At 62.8% G+C, this 15,741-nt stretch carries 17 protein-coding genes; 5 read left to right on the plus strand and 12 right to left on the minus strand.

The features are described 5' to 3' along the window. The first annotated feature begins 141 nt into the window (after nt 1–141). Both IHE49_RS09730 and IHE49_RS09735 read left to right on the plus strand, forming a co-directional pair. The gene (locus tag IHE49_RS09730) at nt 142–2,628 is read left to right on the plus strand and encodes a M1 family metallopeptidase (RefSeq protein ID WP_192157318.1); all 2,487 of its coding nucleotides are present in this window, start codon (nt 142–144) and stop codon (nt 2,626–2,628) included. 88 nt (nt 2,629–2,716) lie between these two features. Further along, a complete protein-coding gene (locus tag IHE49_RS09735; protein WP_192157320.1) occupies nt 2,717–3,445 on the plus strand; it encodes a nuclear transport factor 2 family protein in 729 nt (242 codons plus the stop codon). Here the strand turns inward: IHE49_RS09735 and IHE49_RS09740 are convergent. Together IHE49_RS09740 and IHE49_RS09745 are read right to left on the minus strand one after the other, a co-directional pair. After that, on the minus strand, nt 3,438–4,211 hold the full coding sequence (locus tag IHE49_RS09740; RefSeq protein ID WP_192157322.1) for an AraC family transcriptional regulator: 774 nt from the start codon (nt 4,209–4,211) through the stop codon (nt 3,438–3,440). The two genes, IHE49_RS09735 and IHE49_RS09740, sit on opposite strands and share 8 nt — an antisense overlap. 14 nt (nt 4,212–4,225) lie before the next feature. Continuing rightward, on the minus strand, nt 4,226–4,735 hold the full coding sequence (locus IHE49_RS09745; protein WP_192157324.1) for a GNAT family N-acetyltransferase: 510 nt from the start codon (nt 4,733–4,735) through the stop codon (nt 4,226–4,228). A gap of 32 nt (nt 4,736–4,767) precedes the next feature. Here IHE49_RS09745 and IHE49_RS09750 point away from each other — a divergent pair, with 32 nt between their 5' ends. From IHE49_RS09750 to IHE49_RS09760, 3 genes are all read left to right on the plus strand, one after another. Next, nucleotides 4,768–4,998: a hypothetical protein gene (locus tag IHE49_RS09750; protein ID WP_192157326.1), complete on the plus strand. Its 231-nt coding sequence runs from the start codon at nt 4,768–4,770 to the stop codon at nt 4,996–4,998. A 234-nt stretch (nt 4,999–5,232) separates the two neighbouring features. Then, nucleotides 5,233–6,048: an alpha/beta hydrolase gene (locus IHE49_RS09755; RefSeq protein ID WP_192157327.1), complete on the plus strand. Its 816-nt coding sequence runs from the start codon at nt 5,233–5,235 to the stop codon at nt 6,046–6,048. A 239-nt stretch (nt 6,049–6,287) separates the two neighbouring features. Further along, entirely contained in the window at nt 6,288–6,659 is a 372-nt protein-coding gene (locus IHE49_RS09760) for a YciI family protein (protein ID WP_192157329.1), read from the plus strand. A gap of 287 nt (nt 6,660–6,946) precedes the next feature. Here the strand turns inward: IHE49_RS09760 and IHE49_RS09765 are convergent, their stop codons facing one another. The 10 genes from IHE49_RS09765 to IHE49_RS09810 all read right to left on the minus strand — a co-directional run bounded on the left by IHE49_RS09765 (nt 6,947) and on the right by IHE49_RS09810 (nt 15,677). Continuing rightward, the gene (locus IHE49_RS09765) at nt 6,947–7,153 is read right to left on the minus strand and encodes a tautomerase family protein (protein WP_192157331.1); all 207 of its coding nucleotides are present in this window, start codon (nt 7,151–7,153) and stop codon (nt 6,947–6,949) included. Nucleotides 7,154–7,435: 282 nt separating this feature from the next. Further along, a complete protein-coding gene (locus tag IHE49_RS09770) occupies nt 7,436–8,080 on the minus strand; it encodes a YceI family protein (protein ID WP_192157333.1) in 645 nt (214 codons plus the stop codon). 351 nt (nt 8,081–8,431) lie between these two features. Continuing rightward, entirely contained in the window at nt 8,432–8,962 is a 531-nt protein-coding gene (locus IHE49_RS09775; protein ID WP_225578331.1) for a lipocalin family protein, read from the minus strand. Nucleotides 8,963–9,006: 44 nt separating this feature from the next. Next, the gene (locus IHE49_RS09780; protein WP_192157338.1) at nt 9,007–10,086 is read right to left on the minus strand and encodes a cyclopropane-fatty-acyl-phospholipid synthase family protein; all 1,080 of its coding nucleotides are present in this window, start codon (nt 10,084–10,086) and stop codon (nt 9,007–9,009) included. Beyond that, a complete protein-coding gene (locus IHE49_RS09785) occupies nt 10,086–10,865 on the minus strand; it encodes a DUF1295 domain-containing protein (protein WP_192157485.1) in 780 nt (259 codons plus the stop codon). Before IHE49_RS09785 ends, IHE49_RS09780 begins: the two co-directional genes overlap by 1 nt. A gap of 11 nt (nt 10,866–10,876) precedes the next feature. After that, nucleotides 10,877–11,410 (minus strand): DUF2878 domain-containing protein, encoded by a 534-nt coding sequence (locus tag IHE49_RS09790; protein ID WP_192157340.1) that lies wholly within the window; start codon nt 11,408–11,410, stop codon nt 10,877–10,879. After that, the gene (locus IHE49_RS09795) at nt 11,407–12,681 is read right to left on the minus strand and encodes a cyclopropane-fatty-acyl-phospholipid synthase family protein (RefSeq protein WP_192157341.1); all 1,275 of its coding nucleotides are present in this window, start codon (nt 12,679–12,681) and stop codon (nt 11,407–11,409) included. The genes IHE49_RS09790 and IHE49_RS09795 overlap by 4 nt, the downstream gene beginning before the upstream one ends. Next, nucleotides 12,678–13,454, minus strand: coding sequence for a DUF1365 domain-containing protein (locus IHE49_RS09800; RefSeq protein WP_192157343.1), 777 nt, complete (start codon nt 13,452–13,454; stop codon nt 12,678–12,680). Before IHE49_RS09800 ends, IHE49_RS09795 begins: the two co-directional genes overlap by 4 nt. Beyond that, the gene (locus IHE49_RS09805) at nt 13,451–14,740 is read right to left on the minus strand and encodes an FAD-dependent oxidoreductase (RefSeq protein WP_192157345.1); all 1,290 of its coding nucleotides are present in this window, start codon (nt 14,738–14,740) and stop codon (nt 13,451–13,453) included. The genes IHE49_RS09800 and IHE49_RS09805 overlap by 4 nt, the downstream gene beginning before the upstream one ends. Nucleotide 14,741: 1 nt before the next feature. Beyond that, nucleotides 14,742–15,677, minus strand: a complete 936-nt coding sequence (locus tag IHE49_RS09810; protein ID WP_225578360.1) for a fatty acid desaturase — start codon at nt 15,675–15,677, stop codon at nt 14,742–14,744. Between the last annotated feature and the right edge of the window lie 64 nt (nt 15,678–15,741).

Below are 15,741 nucleotides of genomic sequence, written 5' to 3' on the forward strand. Positions count from 1 at the left end.
ACTTACGGCGCAATGAACATATCCTTCCTTGCCAACGATGCCATGCCGCTTGCTCCGAGCCCCTCCCGGTTGCGCTGCGACTTCCGAGTACGGGGAACACCTGTGGTGCGCAGTTCATGGTGGCGCACCGGATTCCGGCGCATGGGTCTGCTCCTGGCGCTGCTTTTTACCGGAGTGCTCCATGCCGCGCCGGACGCGGACAGTCCTGCGGCCATGCGTTGGGCACCGAGCCGGAGCTACCACGTCGAGAACTACAAGCTGCGGCTCCACTTCGACCAGGCCAGACGGGAAGTATTCGGTGACGAGATTGTCACCATCCGGCCCTTTGCTGCCGGGTTCGACCGGTTTTGCATCAACAGCGAAGACATGACGATCGAGTCCGTGGCGCTCGTTCGCACCGACGGTGCTGTCGAGGCACTGCCGCACGAAACGGACAACAGCTGTCTCTGGATCAGCTTGCAGCGCGCTTACGGTCCGTCGGACTCACTGGGTATCCGCATCGTCTATCACGGCGTTCCCAGCGCCGGACTTTACTTCGTCAATCCTGGCAAGGACGACCCGGGTGTGCCGCCGCAGATCTACACGCAGGGGGAGCCCGAGTTCAACCACCACTGGTTTCCGTGCTGGGACTATCCCAACGACATGGCCACCAGCGAAACGATCACCACCGTACCCGAAGGGCAAGTCGTCGTTTCCAATGGCACCCTGGAGAGCGTGAAGCATGCAGGCGGCCAGGTGACGTACGACTGGGTGGAGCATGTTCCGCATAGCGCATATCTGCTGTCCCTGGCGATCGGTCCATGGAAGCAATTGCATGACAGCTACGACGGCAAGCCGGTGGATTACTTCGTCGATCGGCGCGTCGACGACGCGACGGCGTTACGCACCTTCCATCTCACGCCCGACATGATCGGATTCTTCTCGCGCGCCACGGGCATTGGATATCCCTACGAGAAATACGATCAGGTGACCGTGCACGACTTCATTTTCGGCGGTCAGGAAAATGTCAGCGCCACGACCCTGGTCGACGAGGCGCTGCACGATGCGAGAGCCGAAGCAGACTATCCCAGCACCATCCTTGTCGCGCACGAGCTCGGTCAGCACTGGTTCGGTGATTACGTGCAAGGCCGGGACTGGGCCAATATCTGGCTCAACGAGGGTTTCGCCACGTACCTGACCGCGCTGTATACGCAGTACCACGAGAGCAACGACGCATACCGCTACGAAATCTACGGCGACCAGAAAGCCGCCCTTCATGCCGATGCGACGGAGAACAACCGTCCGATCGTCTATCGCAAATATGTCGATCCGATGGACATGCTCGAGCAGATCACCCACGAGAAAGGCGCTTCCGTGCTGGACATGATGCGCTACGTGCTGGACGGCGAGAGCGCCATGACGATCCCGGCGTCGCAGAACGAAATCATGTTCCACGCGCTCAACGATTACCTTGCCGCGCATCATGCCCAGACTGCCGATACGGCTGATCTCATCAGCAGTATCCGGTCCAGCAGCGGGCAGGACCTCTCTTGGTTCTTCTACGAGTGGGTGTTCAAGGGTGGCCACCCTGCCTATCGCGTCTCGGCGAGCTACGACCCGGCACGTCGGATGGAAATCGTGAAAGTGGCGCAGACACGGGAGGTGAATGCGAACACGCCGATCTTCGATATGCCGATCCATCTCGCCTTCTTCGGCGACAACAACCGGCAGGTCGACAGGCAGGTGCGAGATGATGCCGCGAACCAGGAGTTCGACATTCCGTTGGTCTTCAAGCCCAAGTGGGTCGATTTCGATCCTGACGACGTACTCTTCAAGACGGTCGCATTTCCCAAGCCGGACGAAGAGCTCGGCGTACAGGCGTTGCACGATCCGCACATGATGAGTCGCCTGTGGGCGGTCAAGCAGTTGGGCGAGCATGCCGCGGCAGACAAGGACTGTTGCGTGCAGGCCATCGACAGCGTGTTGAACAACGACGCGTTCTACGGGGTCCGCATCGAAGCAGCATCCAGCCTGGGGCAGAGCCATGCCGAACAGGCAAAGCGGGCGTTGTTATCCGCACTGGGACAAGACAATAGCCAGGTGCGCACCGCGGTGGTCGGCGCGATGGGCCATTTCCTCGGCGACCCGGGCGTGCGGCAGGCGTTGCTGAAGGCGATGCGGGACGACCCAAGCTATGCGGTGCAGGCCGCGGCGGCCGAGCAGATCGGCCGCTCCGGCAGTCCCAGGGCGTTTGATGCACTGCGGGCAGTGTTGGCTTCCACCCGGGATATCAACGTGACGATCGGTGCATTGAACGGGCTGGCTGCGATGAAGACGCCGCAGGCCACGCACGTCGTCTTCACCTATGCGAAGCCTGGACCTCCGAAACGCGTCCGCCTAGTCGCTCTGACGCACCTGCAGACGTTGAAGGACTCATTGCCTCCCGACGACAGGCAAGCGGTGACTCAGCTCGTCGGTGATGCCATCGAGGACTCCTTCCTGGAGATACACGAAATCGGCGTACAGCTGGTCGGCACCTTCGGGCTCAGGCAGTTCAGGCCGGAAGTTGAGCGCGATGCCAGGAGGGCCGTGATCATGGACGACCGCGTGGACGCGCAGCACGTGCTTGAGGGCCTGGACAAGAAGTGACCACCGCCAGTGCAAGGCATACCGGCGTCGTCCGGCCTCGATCGTCATCTCAAGTGTTTTCCATTGCCAAGCCAAGGGAGCGTCGCCCGTGACCAAGCTTTCGCTGATGTCCATGCCGCTGCTGATGGCAGCATGCCTGGCCTGTTACGCACAGGATTCGGGCACGATGACCCGGGAAGAGTTGGTGCGCCTGACACAGGAGCGCATGCATGCCGTCGATGCCGGAAACCCCAAGCCGTTCGACGAGCAGTTCGCCGACGATGCGCTGGTCTTCGATGAGCGCGGGCGCAGCATGGACAAGGCGCGCTTGTTGAAGGAGATCACGCCGCTGTCGAAAGGGGATGTCGGAACACTCGATCTGGTGAACCCGGTCAGCCGCACGGTCGGGGACACCATCGTGCTCGGCTACGACCTCAACGAGACGGAAACCATCTTCGGCCAGCTCAACACGGCGCGCTATCACGGGACGGATACGTGGATAAGGCGCAACGGGAAATGGCAGATCATCGCCGAGCAGACGTTTCGCTATTACGCCGATCCGAACCCGGGAGTGCCGGACATGGGCAGGTACCCGCGCTATGTCGGTCAATACCAGCTTGGTCCGGGTGTGACTCTCACGATCTCCCGGGAGGGGTCCAGTCTTTATGCGCAGGAAATCGGCAAGCAGAAACGGCAACTGATCCCCGAAGCGGCGGACATTTTCTTCAGCAAAGGTGTGGAAGGCCGCGAGCTCTTCAAATACGACGGCCAGGGCAAGGTGGTTGCCTATGTCGAGCGTCGCAACAACGAAGACCTTGTCTGGAAAAGACTCAACTGAGGTAGCGACGCCCGGTTGCGAGCCCGCGCCATGTCGTGGGCGAAAGGCCGGTAAGCCGATGGATCCATCGTGTCATGTGTGCCTGGTCGGCGAACCCCGCTTCGGCGGCGATCTCGCCGAGACGATCGTCTGCATGCGTGATGCGAAACAAGGCCGCCTTTGCCTTCAATTCGGCCCGGAACACTTCGGGCGTGGTGCCGTAGGCCTTTGAAAAGCCGCGCGACACCGTTTCGGGTGCCAAACCGTTCCTGCTCGCCCAATGGCCAAGCGACATTGACACGTCGTTCGCCAGGTCTGCAGCAAGCTGGTCCGGCCAGTCGTTGCGCAGTCCGCAGGGGATCGAGAGTCCATGGAGAACGGCATGGGCGAGGCGCTCGCTTGCTTCGGGCACGTCGGTTTCGGCGACGCGCGCCAATTCGTCCAAGTCCTTCAGCCTGTACAACCCGCCGGTTCCGCAGCGATCGATCCACGGCAACCGGATCAGCTTGACGGTGGATGAGACGTGGTGGTTTTCGTGGGCGTCGAGCTGCGGATGCACGAGCACGTCGCCGGCGGTCGCGCGGATGCGGCCGGCATAGCTGGATTCCTCGAAGGTTCCGCTGACGACCACGGTCGCATACGCGTCCAGATGGCGATGACGCGCTCGTCGCAGATTGTCGAGTACCTCGACCCCGTGCTCGACCTGCCGCAGCGGAGCATGCTGCGCCGACGGTCGCTTGCCATCGGTCTGTCCGGCAGGCATCGGCTTCCTCGAGACGAGTTGCATGGCAGGCTCGGCTTTCATGGGTCGCTGATGAAATACCGGCTCGGTTCGCTGTACCCGGGAATGCTCATCTCCGCTTCGAAGCGGAATCCGAGCTTTTCGAGCACGCGGATCGATGCGGCATTCCGTGGCGCGGTAATCGCCACGATGCGCGCCATATCCAACTGCCTTCTCGCATGTTCGAGCACGGCGGCGCAGGATTCGCTGGCATAACCACGGCCATGGTGGCGTTTCAGGAAGGCGTAGCCGATATCCGGATAGTCGAGCGTGTCACGGCGGATCAAGCCGCACATCCCCACCGGTTCTCCGTCTTGCTTCAAGCGCACCATGCAGAGGCCATGCCCGTGACTGGCATACATCGCCATAGGCCCGTCGCGCAGATACGCCTCGGCACCGGCGATGTCACGTACTCCCTTGTCGGCGATGTTCTCGATGAAATCGGGCTCGTTGAGCAGCTCGAGAACGAAGCCAGCGTCGTCGAGGGTGAATCGTTCGATGCGGAGCCGCTCGGTTTCAATGGGGGGCACGGGATAGTTCCGTAGAGTTTCGCGATCGAAGCGTGGCCAGCTCCGGCCGGGATCGTCACATTCGCTTTGCCGATCGAGATGTCGAATCCGATTTTCAGGTCGCCTGCTCCAATTTATTCCCCGCTGAGAGTAAGCCACCAATGCTCAAAGTCACGCATGCTGCAGGGGGCATTCACGGCAAGAAGACGGTATGGAAACTGTTGCTTGTTTCAGCTGCATCGCTGGCCATGGTCGGGAAATCGGGTGGCTGCGAGGGACGATGAAACGGGCAGTAGTGCAGGGCGATCGGGGGCGGATGCCAAGGTGTGCGAATCTCGCTGGTGACTAGTGAGGGAGCGCAGCGGATTCAATGCCCAGGCAAGTCATCGACAGGACGACGCCGTGCCGGAACCCGTGCATCCAAATGTGCCTCGACTCTGCTGACAGAACCTGTCAGTACCGCTTGCTAGCCTCACTCCCATCCAGCCAACCACCTGATGCCACGGTAAGGAGAAGATATGAGCAAGCCGAGTTCGCAGATCGAGACGCGCGATGGTGTTTCCCTGTATTGGCGGGAATGGGGGCAGGGAGCGCCCGTGCTCTTCGTGCACTCCTGGGCGCTGCAGAGCCGGATGTGGGATTACCAGTTCGCGTCGCTCGGCGACAGGATGAGGTGCATCGCTTTCGACCGCAGAGGGCACGGTCGCTCCGATTGCCCTCCCGGCGGATACGATTACGACACGCTTGCAGACGATATGGCGGATGTCATCGGTGCGTTGGATCTCCGGGAACTGACGCTGGTCGGTCACTCGATGGGCGGTTCGGAAATCATCCGCTACCTCACACGCCACGGCAGCAGTCGGGTAAAGCGTATCGTGCTCCTTGCGCCGGTATTGCCGTACCTGACGAAGAGCGCCGACAACCCTGCAGGCGTTCCGGAAGAAAAGTTCGAGATGGTCCGGGCCCTTTGGCGGACGGATTTTCCCCGATGGGTCGTCGACAATACGCCAGCTTTTTTCTCGCCCGAGACCTCGGAGCAGATGATGGAATGGGGCGCGAAACTCTTGCTGGAAACGCCGTTGCCCGTGGCGATCGAGTGCAACCGCGCCGTCACGGGCACGGACTTTCGCGCAGAACTTTCCAGGATCGAGGTTCCGACCTTGCTCATTCACGGGACTAAGGATGTATCCATCCCGATTGACCTGGCAGGGCCTCCCACGGCCGCCTTGATCCCACACTGCACGTTCAAGGTCTACGAAGGCGCGCCGCACGGTCTCATGTATACGCATGCAGAGCAGTTGCACGCCGACCTGCGTGCGTTTGTGGGTGTTTGAGAGCCAGAATGGCGGTCACACAGGAAGCGGAGTGTGCTTTTAGGAAGTGCACGACACCCTCGTTGCCCCATTCGCTGTGAGTTGGGCAATGCGAACGGATAAGGCGATCAGGGATGGGTCGAAGCCTGCCAGGACCCAGGACAGACAGGCAGGCCGAGATCCGCTGCAAGTTTTCCGGGTGTCGTCGCATTCCGATCGGTAGCCGCATCGTCAGGGCATCTCTACACCAAGGATCCTCCATGAAATACCTCGGCCTGGCCTACTTCACTCCCGAAAAATTCGCCGCAATGGCATCAGACGACGTCAAGGAACTGGTAAGCCAATGCCCTGCACTGGACGAGAAGATGCGCGCCACCGGCAAGGTCCTGGTTTCCGCGTCGCTGGGCGATCTGGACAACTGGCGGACGCTTCGTCCGCGCAACGGCAAGACACACGTCAGCGACGGGCCTTACACGGAGTCGAAGGAAGTGGTGGGCGGCCTGTTCATCATCGAGGCGGACAGCCATGAGGAGGCGTTGCGCATCGCCTCCATGCACCCGGCCGCCATGCTGGGCGAAGAAGGCGGATGGGCCGTCGAGCTTATCCCGATGGATTTCTACCTGGCTGGATGAGGACAGGGACGCCGGCCGCAAAAACTGCCTGGCGCCCTTTCTGCACGAACACCCACGCAGTTGCGATGAGTCATCGCGGTCGCCACCGTTTCCGGCCGAAAGCGAGTGCCGCGCAGGGCAATCACCTGGATGATCGAGGGCGGGCGCGGTGCCGGTCTTCGATCGAATCCGCTTCCGCAACAACGATCACCCACGACTCAGGCGTATGGCATCGAAGTGCATCGACCCGTAGCACAAAGGCCGAAGTTTCGTTCCCGCTCGACGATGGAGAGCGGCGCCACGAGTTGTCAGTCGCTTACTCGATCCGATTGAATCTCCTTCATTGTCCGCGAACCGACGCTCCAATGAGCATGGTCTACTTCGTTGATGATGATGGTCACCGCTTGTTCCGGCACGCATAGCGTGCGCTGCGCGATGACGGCGACTTCTTTCATGAAGTCATCTTTCTGCCTGACGGTACGGCCGGCGAGCATCTGGACATTGATGAATGGCATGATTCTTCTCGAAGGGGGGCTTAACGATGAAAGCCGACGCCGACTTTGCCTGCGCCTTGCAATGAGGTGACACGCGCGTGGAGCGACAGTGGATAGACCGAAGCGGATCGAACGATATGCGGGAGCAACCTGCCGGCCTCAATGGGCATCGCTGCTTCGCCAAGAGGTATCGTTGTGATGTGTTCGATGGAACAAAGTGGACGCTCAAAACCATCGGTAAAAGCAGAATCACTCTCGTAAAACGCAACTTTTACTCGTCTGAAATGTGGCGTGGGAAGACCTTTATTGCTTCACGAATTCTGTCTCGACGAGGATAGTCACGTCATCTGCTTCCAGAGGCACCCACTCGCTGACTCCGAAGTCTGATCGCTTGAAGTGAGCCTCACCAGAGAACCCCATGCGCGACTGGGTGAAGCCGCGGTAAGTCGTGTTCAGAACGACTGCTTTTTTTACGCCGTGGAAGTCCAGCGTGCCGATCAGGGACGCATGGTCGCCGGTGATTTTCACGGCATCGGCGGTGAAGGTCATCGTCGGATACTTATCGGCCTCGAAGTATTTCGACGCGATCCTCTTGTCGAAAGCCGGGTCACCTGTATCGACCGATCTTGGATTGATCGCAATGTCGACGTTCGAGGCTGACGCCGTCGATGGATTGAAATCGAAACTTCCGCTGACATCATCAAAGCGCAACGTGTAGCGCGACAAATCCATGTGTGCCAGCTTCGCTATGACCGACGTGTGGTGAGGGTCGAGCTTGTACGTCCCAGCCGCCGCCGTTGCAGGATCCTTGCTGACATTGAGCTGTCGATATTGGGCCGCTGCACCGGCATCTTCCGACTTGGTCGCCGGTGTCGATGCGGCCGCGGTGAGCGTCGTGATCGCGAGCAAAGCGACGAAGGTCGAGTTTGCAGCAGGATGAGAAGTCATGCGTTATTTCCAAAATGCAGCGGGACGAAGCCTCGGCAACGACGGTACTCGTGCAAGTTCTGCTTCGCATGCCTATAAATAGGTATCCATTGGCGCGAGGCCCTGGGAATGGCTGAGGGCGGCCGAGCTGACCAGACCATCCAGCTCTCTCAGTCGAACTCCAGGCAATCGCAAGCCGTACGCGCCTATGTATCAGCCGGCCACACTTATGTTGGTCGCAGCCTTTGCAGAGCAGTGGCCTTGCATTGCGTACGCTGCGCGTCGCGTGCCCCTGAAATGTGCCGTGTCTTTTGGTCGCTGACTTGAGCAGACTGAATGGGGACGTCGCTGGGGCAGGGTGATTTGCCCGCGTTATTGAGGATGCGACGTGCTGCCTGACCCAACCGCCCCTAATTGAGGGATCTGGCGGAGTTCGGACGTGTCGTAGCCCATCGCCGCGACCTGCATCCGCAGCGATGCCCAGTCCGCCGCCGTCACGGTGGGCGTGCGCGCGAACACCCATGTGTAGTCGCGCGCATCGCGTGCGACGATCATTTCGCTGTAATCGGGCTTGAGCCACGCCACGACATACTGCGCCTTGATCGGCCAGAACACCTGAACTCCCCACACGCTGCTGCCGGTATTGGGCCGCACGTAGGCGGTGGAATGGATCTGTTTCAGCGGCCCGTCGGCGGCGCCTTTGTTGAAGCAGAGCGTGGTAATGACATTGCCGTTGGGCTGCAACGTGTAGGTTTCCACCGCGTTCCACGCATTGCGTTCGAATACGGTGGGTATGGCGGCGATCATGTACCAGGTACCCATGAAACGCGGAAGGTCCACGTGCGGCACGGGCTGGATCGGCGGCAGCGTGCCCGCGGAGGCGACGCTGGAAAACAAAGCCATTCCTAGTACAAGAGCGCGGAAGGTTCGCACGACGCAGCCAGGCCTCATGGCCGAATGAAGCGGTAATGCGCTACCAGCCATTCCTGGCCGTTGGCATAGCCGAACAATTCGGCGCAGGCCATCCAGAACATGCGCCAGCGCTGGAACCACAACGAAGCGTGTTCGCCGTAGGCCTCGCGCAGCACGGCCATCACCGCCTCGCGCTGGCTATCCTGACGCTGCAGCCAGTGGTTGGCGGTCTTCTCGTAGTGCGTGCCATCCACCGACCAGCGCTGTTCGATGGCGAGCGCCTGCTGGAAGTGCAGCAAGGTGTCGCCGGCGGGCATCAGGCCGCCGGTGAAGAAGTGCCGACCCATCCAGTTGTCCGCACCCGCCGTCTCGAACGGATACGCCAGCTCACGGTGCGCGAAGATGTGCACGAACAGTTTGCCGCCGGGCACCAGCCAGCTGGCGATGCGCTGCATCAGCACCTGGTAGTTGCGCATGTGCTCGAACATCTCGATGGAGACGCAGCGGTCGAATTGCCCCTCCGCCATGGCGAGCGTGTTCACGTCCTGGGTCAATACGTGGACGTTGCTCAGGCCGCGCAGCCGGCATTGCATCTCGATGTGGCGACGCTGGCCGTGCGAGTTGGAGACAGCGGTGATGTGCGCGTTGGGATAGCGTGCGGCCATCCACAAGGTGAACGAGCCCCAGCCGCAGCCGAGCTCAAGGATGCGCTGCCCGTCGGCCAGCTCGGCGCGTTCGCCGTACAGTGCCAGCATTGCATCCTCTGCCTCGGCCAGCGTCTCGTTGCCGCGCGGGTAGTAGCAGCACGAGTACTTCAGGCGCGGGCCGAGGCAACGTTCGAAGAACGCCGACGGCAATTCGTAGTGCTGCGCATTGGCCGCCGCCGTTTCGATGGCCAGCGGGCTGCGCTTGAGCATGTCGATCAGCCGCGACTGCCGCTCCGCCTGCGCGGAAAGGCCGCCGGCGCGTTCCTCGCGCAGGCGCCCGGCGCACATGCGACGGATGCCGAGGCGCAGCAGCGCGTCGGGCAACAGACCGCGTTCGGCCAAGCCGAGCACGCCGGCCGCCGCATGCTCGGCCGACAGTTCCAGGGTGTCCTGGGCAACGGTATGCATCATTCGGTCCTCAGGCCGGTGGAGCGTTTCGGGAACCACGGGAAAAGCATCGGCGTGCTGCGCTGGTAGGCGCGGTAGTCCTCACCGCGAGTACGCAACGCCTGCGCCTCGGTGAACGGGATGCCGCTGATGAAGCGCAGGAAGAGAAACATCAGCACCGGTCCGCTCCACGCAAGCCAGGCCAGCGGCGAGCCGACCGCGAGCGCGACGTAGGCGAACCAGTGCAGCCATTCGAAGAAGTAGTTCGGATGGCGCGAATAGCGCCACAGCCCGCAGCGACAGGTCCGGCCGCGATGTTGCGGCTGGCCGCGAAAGCGTGCGAGCTGGGCATCGGCGACGGCTTCGCCGAGCACGCCGACGATCCAGATCACTACGCCAGCGATCAGCCATGGGCGACGGACGGCTGCGTTCGTCGCCACCGCCACGAAGGGCAGCGCGAACAGCGGAATCAGCATCGCCTGGAACTGGAAGAACGCGAACAGCCTGCGCTGGTCGCCGCGCCAATGCTCGCGCATGGCGCGATAGCGGCCATCCTCCGGTTCGTGGCCCACGCGCCGCCACAGGTGCAGCGCCAATCGCAAGCCCCACAAGCCGCCCAGCAGGCCGAGCAGCAGGCGCGGCGCCGTCGCACCGGGACCGAACCAGGCCAGCAGCGCCGCGGCGCCGCATAGGCCGGTGGCCCACAACACGTCGACGACGCCCGTGTTGGTATGCCGCCGCTGCCAATGCCAGCCCAACGCCATCATCAGTACGGCCAGCACCCACACCAGCAGCAGGATCAGCCACGCGTTCATGCCGCGCCCCGTACGACGTCAGCCTGCAGCCAGCGTCGCGCGAGCGTGGTGAGCAACGGCAACGCGACGGCCCAACCCAAGGCAAGAGCCAGCAAGCTCGGCCAGATCGGCGCGGGCAGCAACACCGCATGCCAACCGCGTGCGGCACCCAGGTAGGCCAGCGGTCCGCCGAATGCGCCGAACACGGCGGCCAGCAGGGGCCGCGTATGCAGATAACCGAACAACGGCACAATGGTCAGTGCAAAGGCCAGCCACAGCGACATCAGCCACGCCGGTGACTCGGCCCACGGCCATGGCGTGGCGTAAACCACCAGCCCGGCACGCACCCACAGGTTTTCCAGGATCAGGCCGAGCAGGAGTGCCGTCGCAACCAACCGGCATTCCGTGCGCCGGTGCACCGATGCCCGCAGCCGCCAAACCGCGAAGGCGAGCGCACCCAGCACGCCCGGCCACCATTGCCCGTGCCCAGCGCCGATCACGGCGACGAACCATACCGCTTCGTAGGCGATCAGGATGAGCCAGAAACTCATGCCGCGCCGCGCTCCGTGCAAGAGCCATCCCACCGCCAGCACGGACGCGCCATGAGCAGGTGCGACACGCCGATCGACCGTTCGCGGAAGCCGCCCTCGCAGTAGGCGAGGTAGAACTCCCACATCCGGATGAAGCGTTCGTCGAAGCCTTGTGCGCGCACCTCGGGCAATTTCGCCATGAAGCGTTCGCGCCAGGCGTGCAGTGTGCGCGCGTAGGAGTCGCCGAAATCCTCCTGCGCGATCAGGCCGAGGTCGCTGCTGCGTGCCTTGGCTGCGAGCATCGCACTCAGCGAGGGGATAAAGCTGCCGGGAAACACGTGGCGTTTGATGAAGTCCACCGACTTCAATGCCTGCGCGTAGCGGTGGTCCTCGATGGTGATTGCCTGCAGCAGGGCCACGCCGTCGGGCTTGAGAAGGCGTCCGAGCTGATGGAAGTACGCGTCCAGGTATTCGGCCCCAATGGCCTCGATCATCTCGATGGACACCAATTTGTCGAACTGGCCGTCGAGGTCACGGTAATCCTGCAGCAGCACGTGGACTTGGTCGCTCAGGCCTGCCGCCGCAATCCGTTCGCGCGCCAGCGCATGTTGCTCCCGCGAGATCGTGGTGGTGGTGACGTGGCAACCGTAGTGCTTCGCCGCATGCAACGCGAAGCCGCCCCAGCCGGTGCCGATCTCCACCACGCGATCGCCGGGCTTGAGGTCGAGCTTGCGGCAGATCAGATCCAGCTTGCGAGCGGATGCGGCTTCCAGCGTGTCGTCGGAGCCTGCCCAGTAGGCGGAGGAGTACATCAGGTCGCCCGACAGGAACAGTCCGAAGAAGTCGTTGCCCAGGTCGTAATGCGCGGAAATATTGCGGCGGCTGCCGTCGCGTGTGTTGCGCCGCAGGGCGTGCACCGCGCGCATCGCCATGCCGCCGAAGCGCGCCAACCCGGTTTCCATGCCGTCGAGCAGGTCGCGGTTGCGCAGCAACAGGCGGATCAGGCCGACCAGGTCGCTGCAGTGCCAGTGGCCGTCCATCCAGGCCTCGCCGGCGCCCACGCTGCCGTTGGTCGCAACGGTGCGATAGAAGCCCGGATCGAGCACGTCGATCTGCACCGACAGATCCGCGGGCTCGCCAGCCGGCGTGCCGATGAGCACGGTGCCCAGCGCATCGCGCAAGGTCAGCCGGCCATGGCCAAAACCTGCCAATTGCCTGAGCAGGCGCTCGCGCAGGAAACGGTCGAGACCGCCGATGGAGGCACGGGAATCGTGATGGACGACGGCATTCATGGCGCGCCTCGCGGAAGTTGCGGATGGTCGTGGAAGGGGTTTCGTTTCAGCCACAGGCGCAGTGCGTTCCAGTAGATCGCGCCCACCACCTGCGCCGTCATCAGCGGGTAGCGCCACAGCACGCGCGCCAGCGAAGCCCCGGTGAGCGGCAGACGCTGCATGCGCAGGTGCGCGCAGAACTGGGGTTCGCCGTCGCGCAGCACGTTCATATGCACCTGCAGGTCGTCGCCGGGCACGCTGAAGCGCCAGTCGTATTCGCGGTCCATGGGCATGAACGGCGAGACGTGGAAGGTTTTGGGGAAATCCCAGCGCAGCAGGCTCCCGTGGTCTCGTGCGGTGTCGCGCGGCAGCACATAGGCATGGCGTTCGCGCCATGGCGTGTTGGTGATTTCGGCGACGATGCACTCCAGCGTGCAACCATCCTCGCCGTAGCAGTAGTAGAAACTCACCGGGTTGAAGACGATGCCGCCGTAGCGCAGATGCGTGAGCAGTCGGATCGGCCCGGCCGGGCGACGGCCCACCGCCTGCTGCACGCATTGGCGAACCGCATCGGCCAGCGGCATCCAGGCCGCGCCGAGATAGTCGCTGCGACGGAATTCAGCGAGGTTGCGGCGCCCGTTCGACCACAGCCAACGGTTGGCGAACACGCGATCCACCTCGTCGAGATCCAGGTACAGCTGCGCCATGCGATAGGCAAAGGCGTGCGGGTGCGGTGTCATCCGGCGATGCCATACCGTGCCTTCGTACACCGCGCTGTGCAGTGTTTCGCTCATGCGGCTTCCCGGGCCGGGCGCGGCGGCTCGGCGAGCCCGGCGTCGTTCCAGCGCACGTCAAACGCGGCAGCCAGTTCCACCGCGCTGCGAATACCATCTTCGTGAAAGCCCCATCCCCAGTACGCGCCGGCGAACCAGGTGTTGTTGACGCCCTGGATTTCAGACTTGCGTCCCTGCGCGGCTACAGAGGCGTGCGTATAGACCGGATGGTGATAGCACAGGCGGCGCAGGATCTTGGCCGGATCGATCGCGTCACTGCGATTGAGCGTGACCACGAGCGGTTCGGGCGAATCGAACCCCTGCAGCAGGTTCATGCAGTAACTCACCGTGCATGGGGCTTCCGGCTTGCGTGGAATAAAGGCATTCCAGGCGGCCCAGGCCTTTCGCCGCCTGGGTAGCAGTGTGGCGTCCGTATGCAGCACCACGTCGTTGGCTTGGTAGGGAATCGCCCCAAGAATGCTGCGCTCACGGTCGGTGGCGTCAGTCAGCAAAGCCAGTGCCTGGTCGCTGTGGCAGGCGAGCACTACATGGTCGAAACATTCGCTACCTGTGTCGCTTGTCACGGTTGCGCCGTACGTACCGCGCAGGATCCCGCGCACGGTGCTGTTCAGACGTTCGTCAACTTTCCAGCGCCTGCGTAGAGCTTGCACGTAGGTGGTCGAGCCGCCGCGCACCACGCGCCATTCCGGTCGTTCGGCCACTTGCAGCATCTGGTGATTCGCCATGAACTGCACGAGGTAGCGTGCCGGAAATGACAGGATCTGCGCAGGCGGTGACGACCACAGCGCCGAGGCCATCGGCACCAGATGCTCGTCGCGGAACGCTGCGCCGTAGCGGTGTTCGGTGAGCCAGTCGCCCAACGTAGGCCCCTGGTGCGAGCCATCGAGCAGGGCAGGCGCCTCGCGGTAGAACCGGAACAGGTCGCGCACCATGCCGATGAAGCGCGGCGACAACAGGTTGCGCCGCTGGCAGAACAGCGTATCCAGTGAGGTGGCATTGTATTCCAGCCCGTTAGCTTCGCTGTGCACCGCGAAGCTCATTGTGGTGGGTTGCGAGGCCACGCCGAGTTCCTCGAACAACCGCGTCAGCAACGGGTAATGCGCCGGGTTGTGCACGATGAAGCCGGTGTCCACGGAGTAATGGCGGCCGGCGAGCTCGATATCGTGCGTGTGCGTGTGGCCACCGAGGTAGTCGTTCGCCTCGTACAGCGTCACTGAGTGGCGGCGCGACAGCAGCCATGCCGAGGCCAGACCCGCGATGCCCGATCCGATCACGGCGATGCGCATCTCAGTGCTCCGCCTTGCCAAGCACCCATGCGGGCACCGGTTTCAAGTCGTGTACCAGGCCGAGCAGCGCCATCAGCTTGAGGCCGTACCAGGTCAGGTCTATTTCCCACCAACGGAAGCCCTGTCGCGCGCTGCCGGGAAAGTAATGGTGGTTGTTGTGCCAGCCCTCGCCGAAGGTGAGCAGGGCGAGCCACGGATTGTTGCGACTGTCGTCGCGCGTGGCGAAGCGGCGCGAGCCGAAGCGATGCGCCAGCGAATTGATCGTCACTGTGGCGTGGAACAGCACTATCGTGGATACCACGAACCCCCACACCAGCAATTGTGCGCCGCTGGTATGCAGTTGCGGCGCCACGTGCTGCAGCAAGGCGCCCAGCACGTACAGCGCCACTGCCAGCAGCACCGGCATGGCGATGTCGTAGCGGTCGAGCCAGTGCAACTCCGGATACGCCGCCAGGTCCGGCACGCGTTCCAGTTCGGTGCGGAATGCTCGCGGCGTGAGAAACCAGCCCATGTGGCTCCATAGGAAGCCGTGCACACTGGGCGAGTGCGGATCGAGCGCGGTGTCGGCGTGGCGATGGTGATTGCGGTGGTGCGCGGCCCACCACAGCGGGCCGCGCTGCACGCAGGTGGCACCGATCACGGCGAACACGAACTGCACTGCGCGCGAGGTGCGAAAGGTCTTGTGCGAGAAGTAGCGGTGATAGAAGCCGGTGAGCGCGAACATGCGCAACACATACAGCACCGCAGCCGCAGCCAGCGCCGTCGGCGACACGCCTACCCAGATCACGCCGAAGCAAGCCAGGTGGAGAGCTACGAACGGCGCCGCACGCAGCCAGTCGATACGGTCGGCGCGTGCATCATCCATCGCCTCCGATGTTTCCGCCGTATCGAACCATTGGCGCAGCCTGTGTCGACGGTGGACAGACGCAGCGGCCATGCTTGCAGCTAAGACGGGACGGGCGGGCATGGCGGCGATCCAATGGCGGGTTGTCTATCCATAC

This window comes from Rhodanobacter sp. 7MK24 (assembly GCF_014842995.1).
Lineage (GTDB): Bacteria > Pseudomonadota > Gammaproteobacteria > Xanthomonadales > Rhodanobacteraceae > Rhodanobacter_A.

What these genes read in the sequence shown, in the direction of transcription:
- IHE49_RS09810 (WP_225578360.1), bottom strand. Translation starts at nt 15,677, where the DNA reads ATGGCCGCTGCGTCTGTCCACCGTCGACACAGGCTGCGCCAATGGTTC.
- IHE49_RS09800 (WP_192157343.1), bottom strand. Translation starts at nt 13,454, where the DNA reads ATGAGCGAAACACTGCACAGCGCGGTGTACGAAGGCACGGTATGGCAT.
- IHE49_RS09765 (WP_192157331.1), bottom strand. Translation starts at nt 7,153, where the DNA reads ATGCCATTCATCAATGTCCAGATGCTCGCCGGCCGTACCGTCAGGCAG.
- IHE49_RS09780 (WP_192157338.1), bottom strand. Translation starts at nt 10,086, where the DNA reads ATGCATACCGTTGCCCAGGACACCCTGGAACTGTCGGCCGAGCATGCG.
- IHE49_RS09790 (WP_192157340.1), bottom strand. Translation starts at nt 11,410, where the DNA reads ATGAGTTTCTGGCTCATCCTGATCGCCTACGAAGCGGTATGGTTCGTC.
- IHE49_RS09775 (WP_225578331.1), bottom strand. Translation starts at nt 8,962, where the DNA reads ATGGCTTTGTTTTCCAGCGTCGCCTCCGCGGGCACGCTGCCGCCGATC.
- IHE49_RS09760 (WP_192157329.1), top strand. Translation starts at nt 6,288, where the DNA reads ATGAAATACCTCGGCCTGGCCTACTTCACTCCCGAAAAATTCGCCGCA.
- IHE49_RS09755 (WP_192157327.1), top strand. Translation starts at nt 5,233, where the DNA reads ATGAGCAAGCCGAGTTCGCAGATCGAGACGCGCGATGGTGTTTCCCTG.
- IHE49_RS09795 (WP_192157341.1), bottom strand. Translation starts at nt 12,681, where the DNA reads ATGAATGCCGTCGTCCATCACGATTCCCGTGCCTCCATCGGCGGTCTC.
- IHE49_RS09740 (WP_192157322.1), bottom strand. Translation starts at nt 4,211, where the DNA reads ATGCAACTCGTCTCGAGGAAGCCGATGCCTGCCGGACAGACCGATGGC.
- IHE49_RS09770 (WP_192157333.1), bottom strand. Translation starts at nt 8,080, where the DNA reads ATGACTTCTCATCCTGCTGCAAACTCGACCTTCGTCGCTTTGCTCGCG.
- IHE49_RS09805 (WP_192157345.1), bottom strand. Translation starts at nt 14,740, where the DNA reads ATGCGCATCGCCGTGATCGGATCGGGCATCGCGGGTCTGGCCTCGGCA.
- IHE49_RS09730 (WP_192157318.1), top strand. Translation starts at nt 142, where the DNA reads ATGGGTCTGCTCCTGGCGCTGCTTTTTACCGGAGTGCTCCATGCCGCG.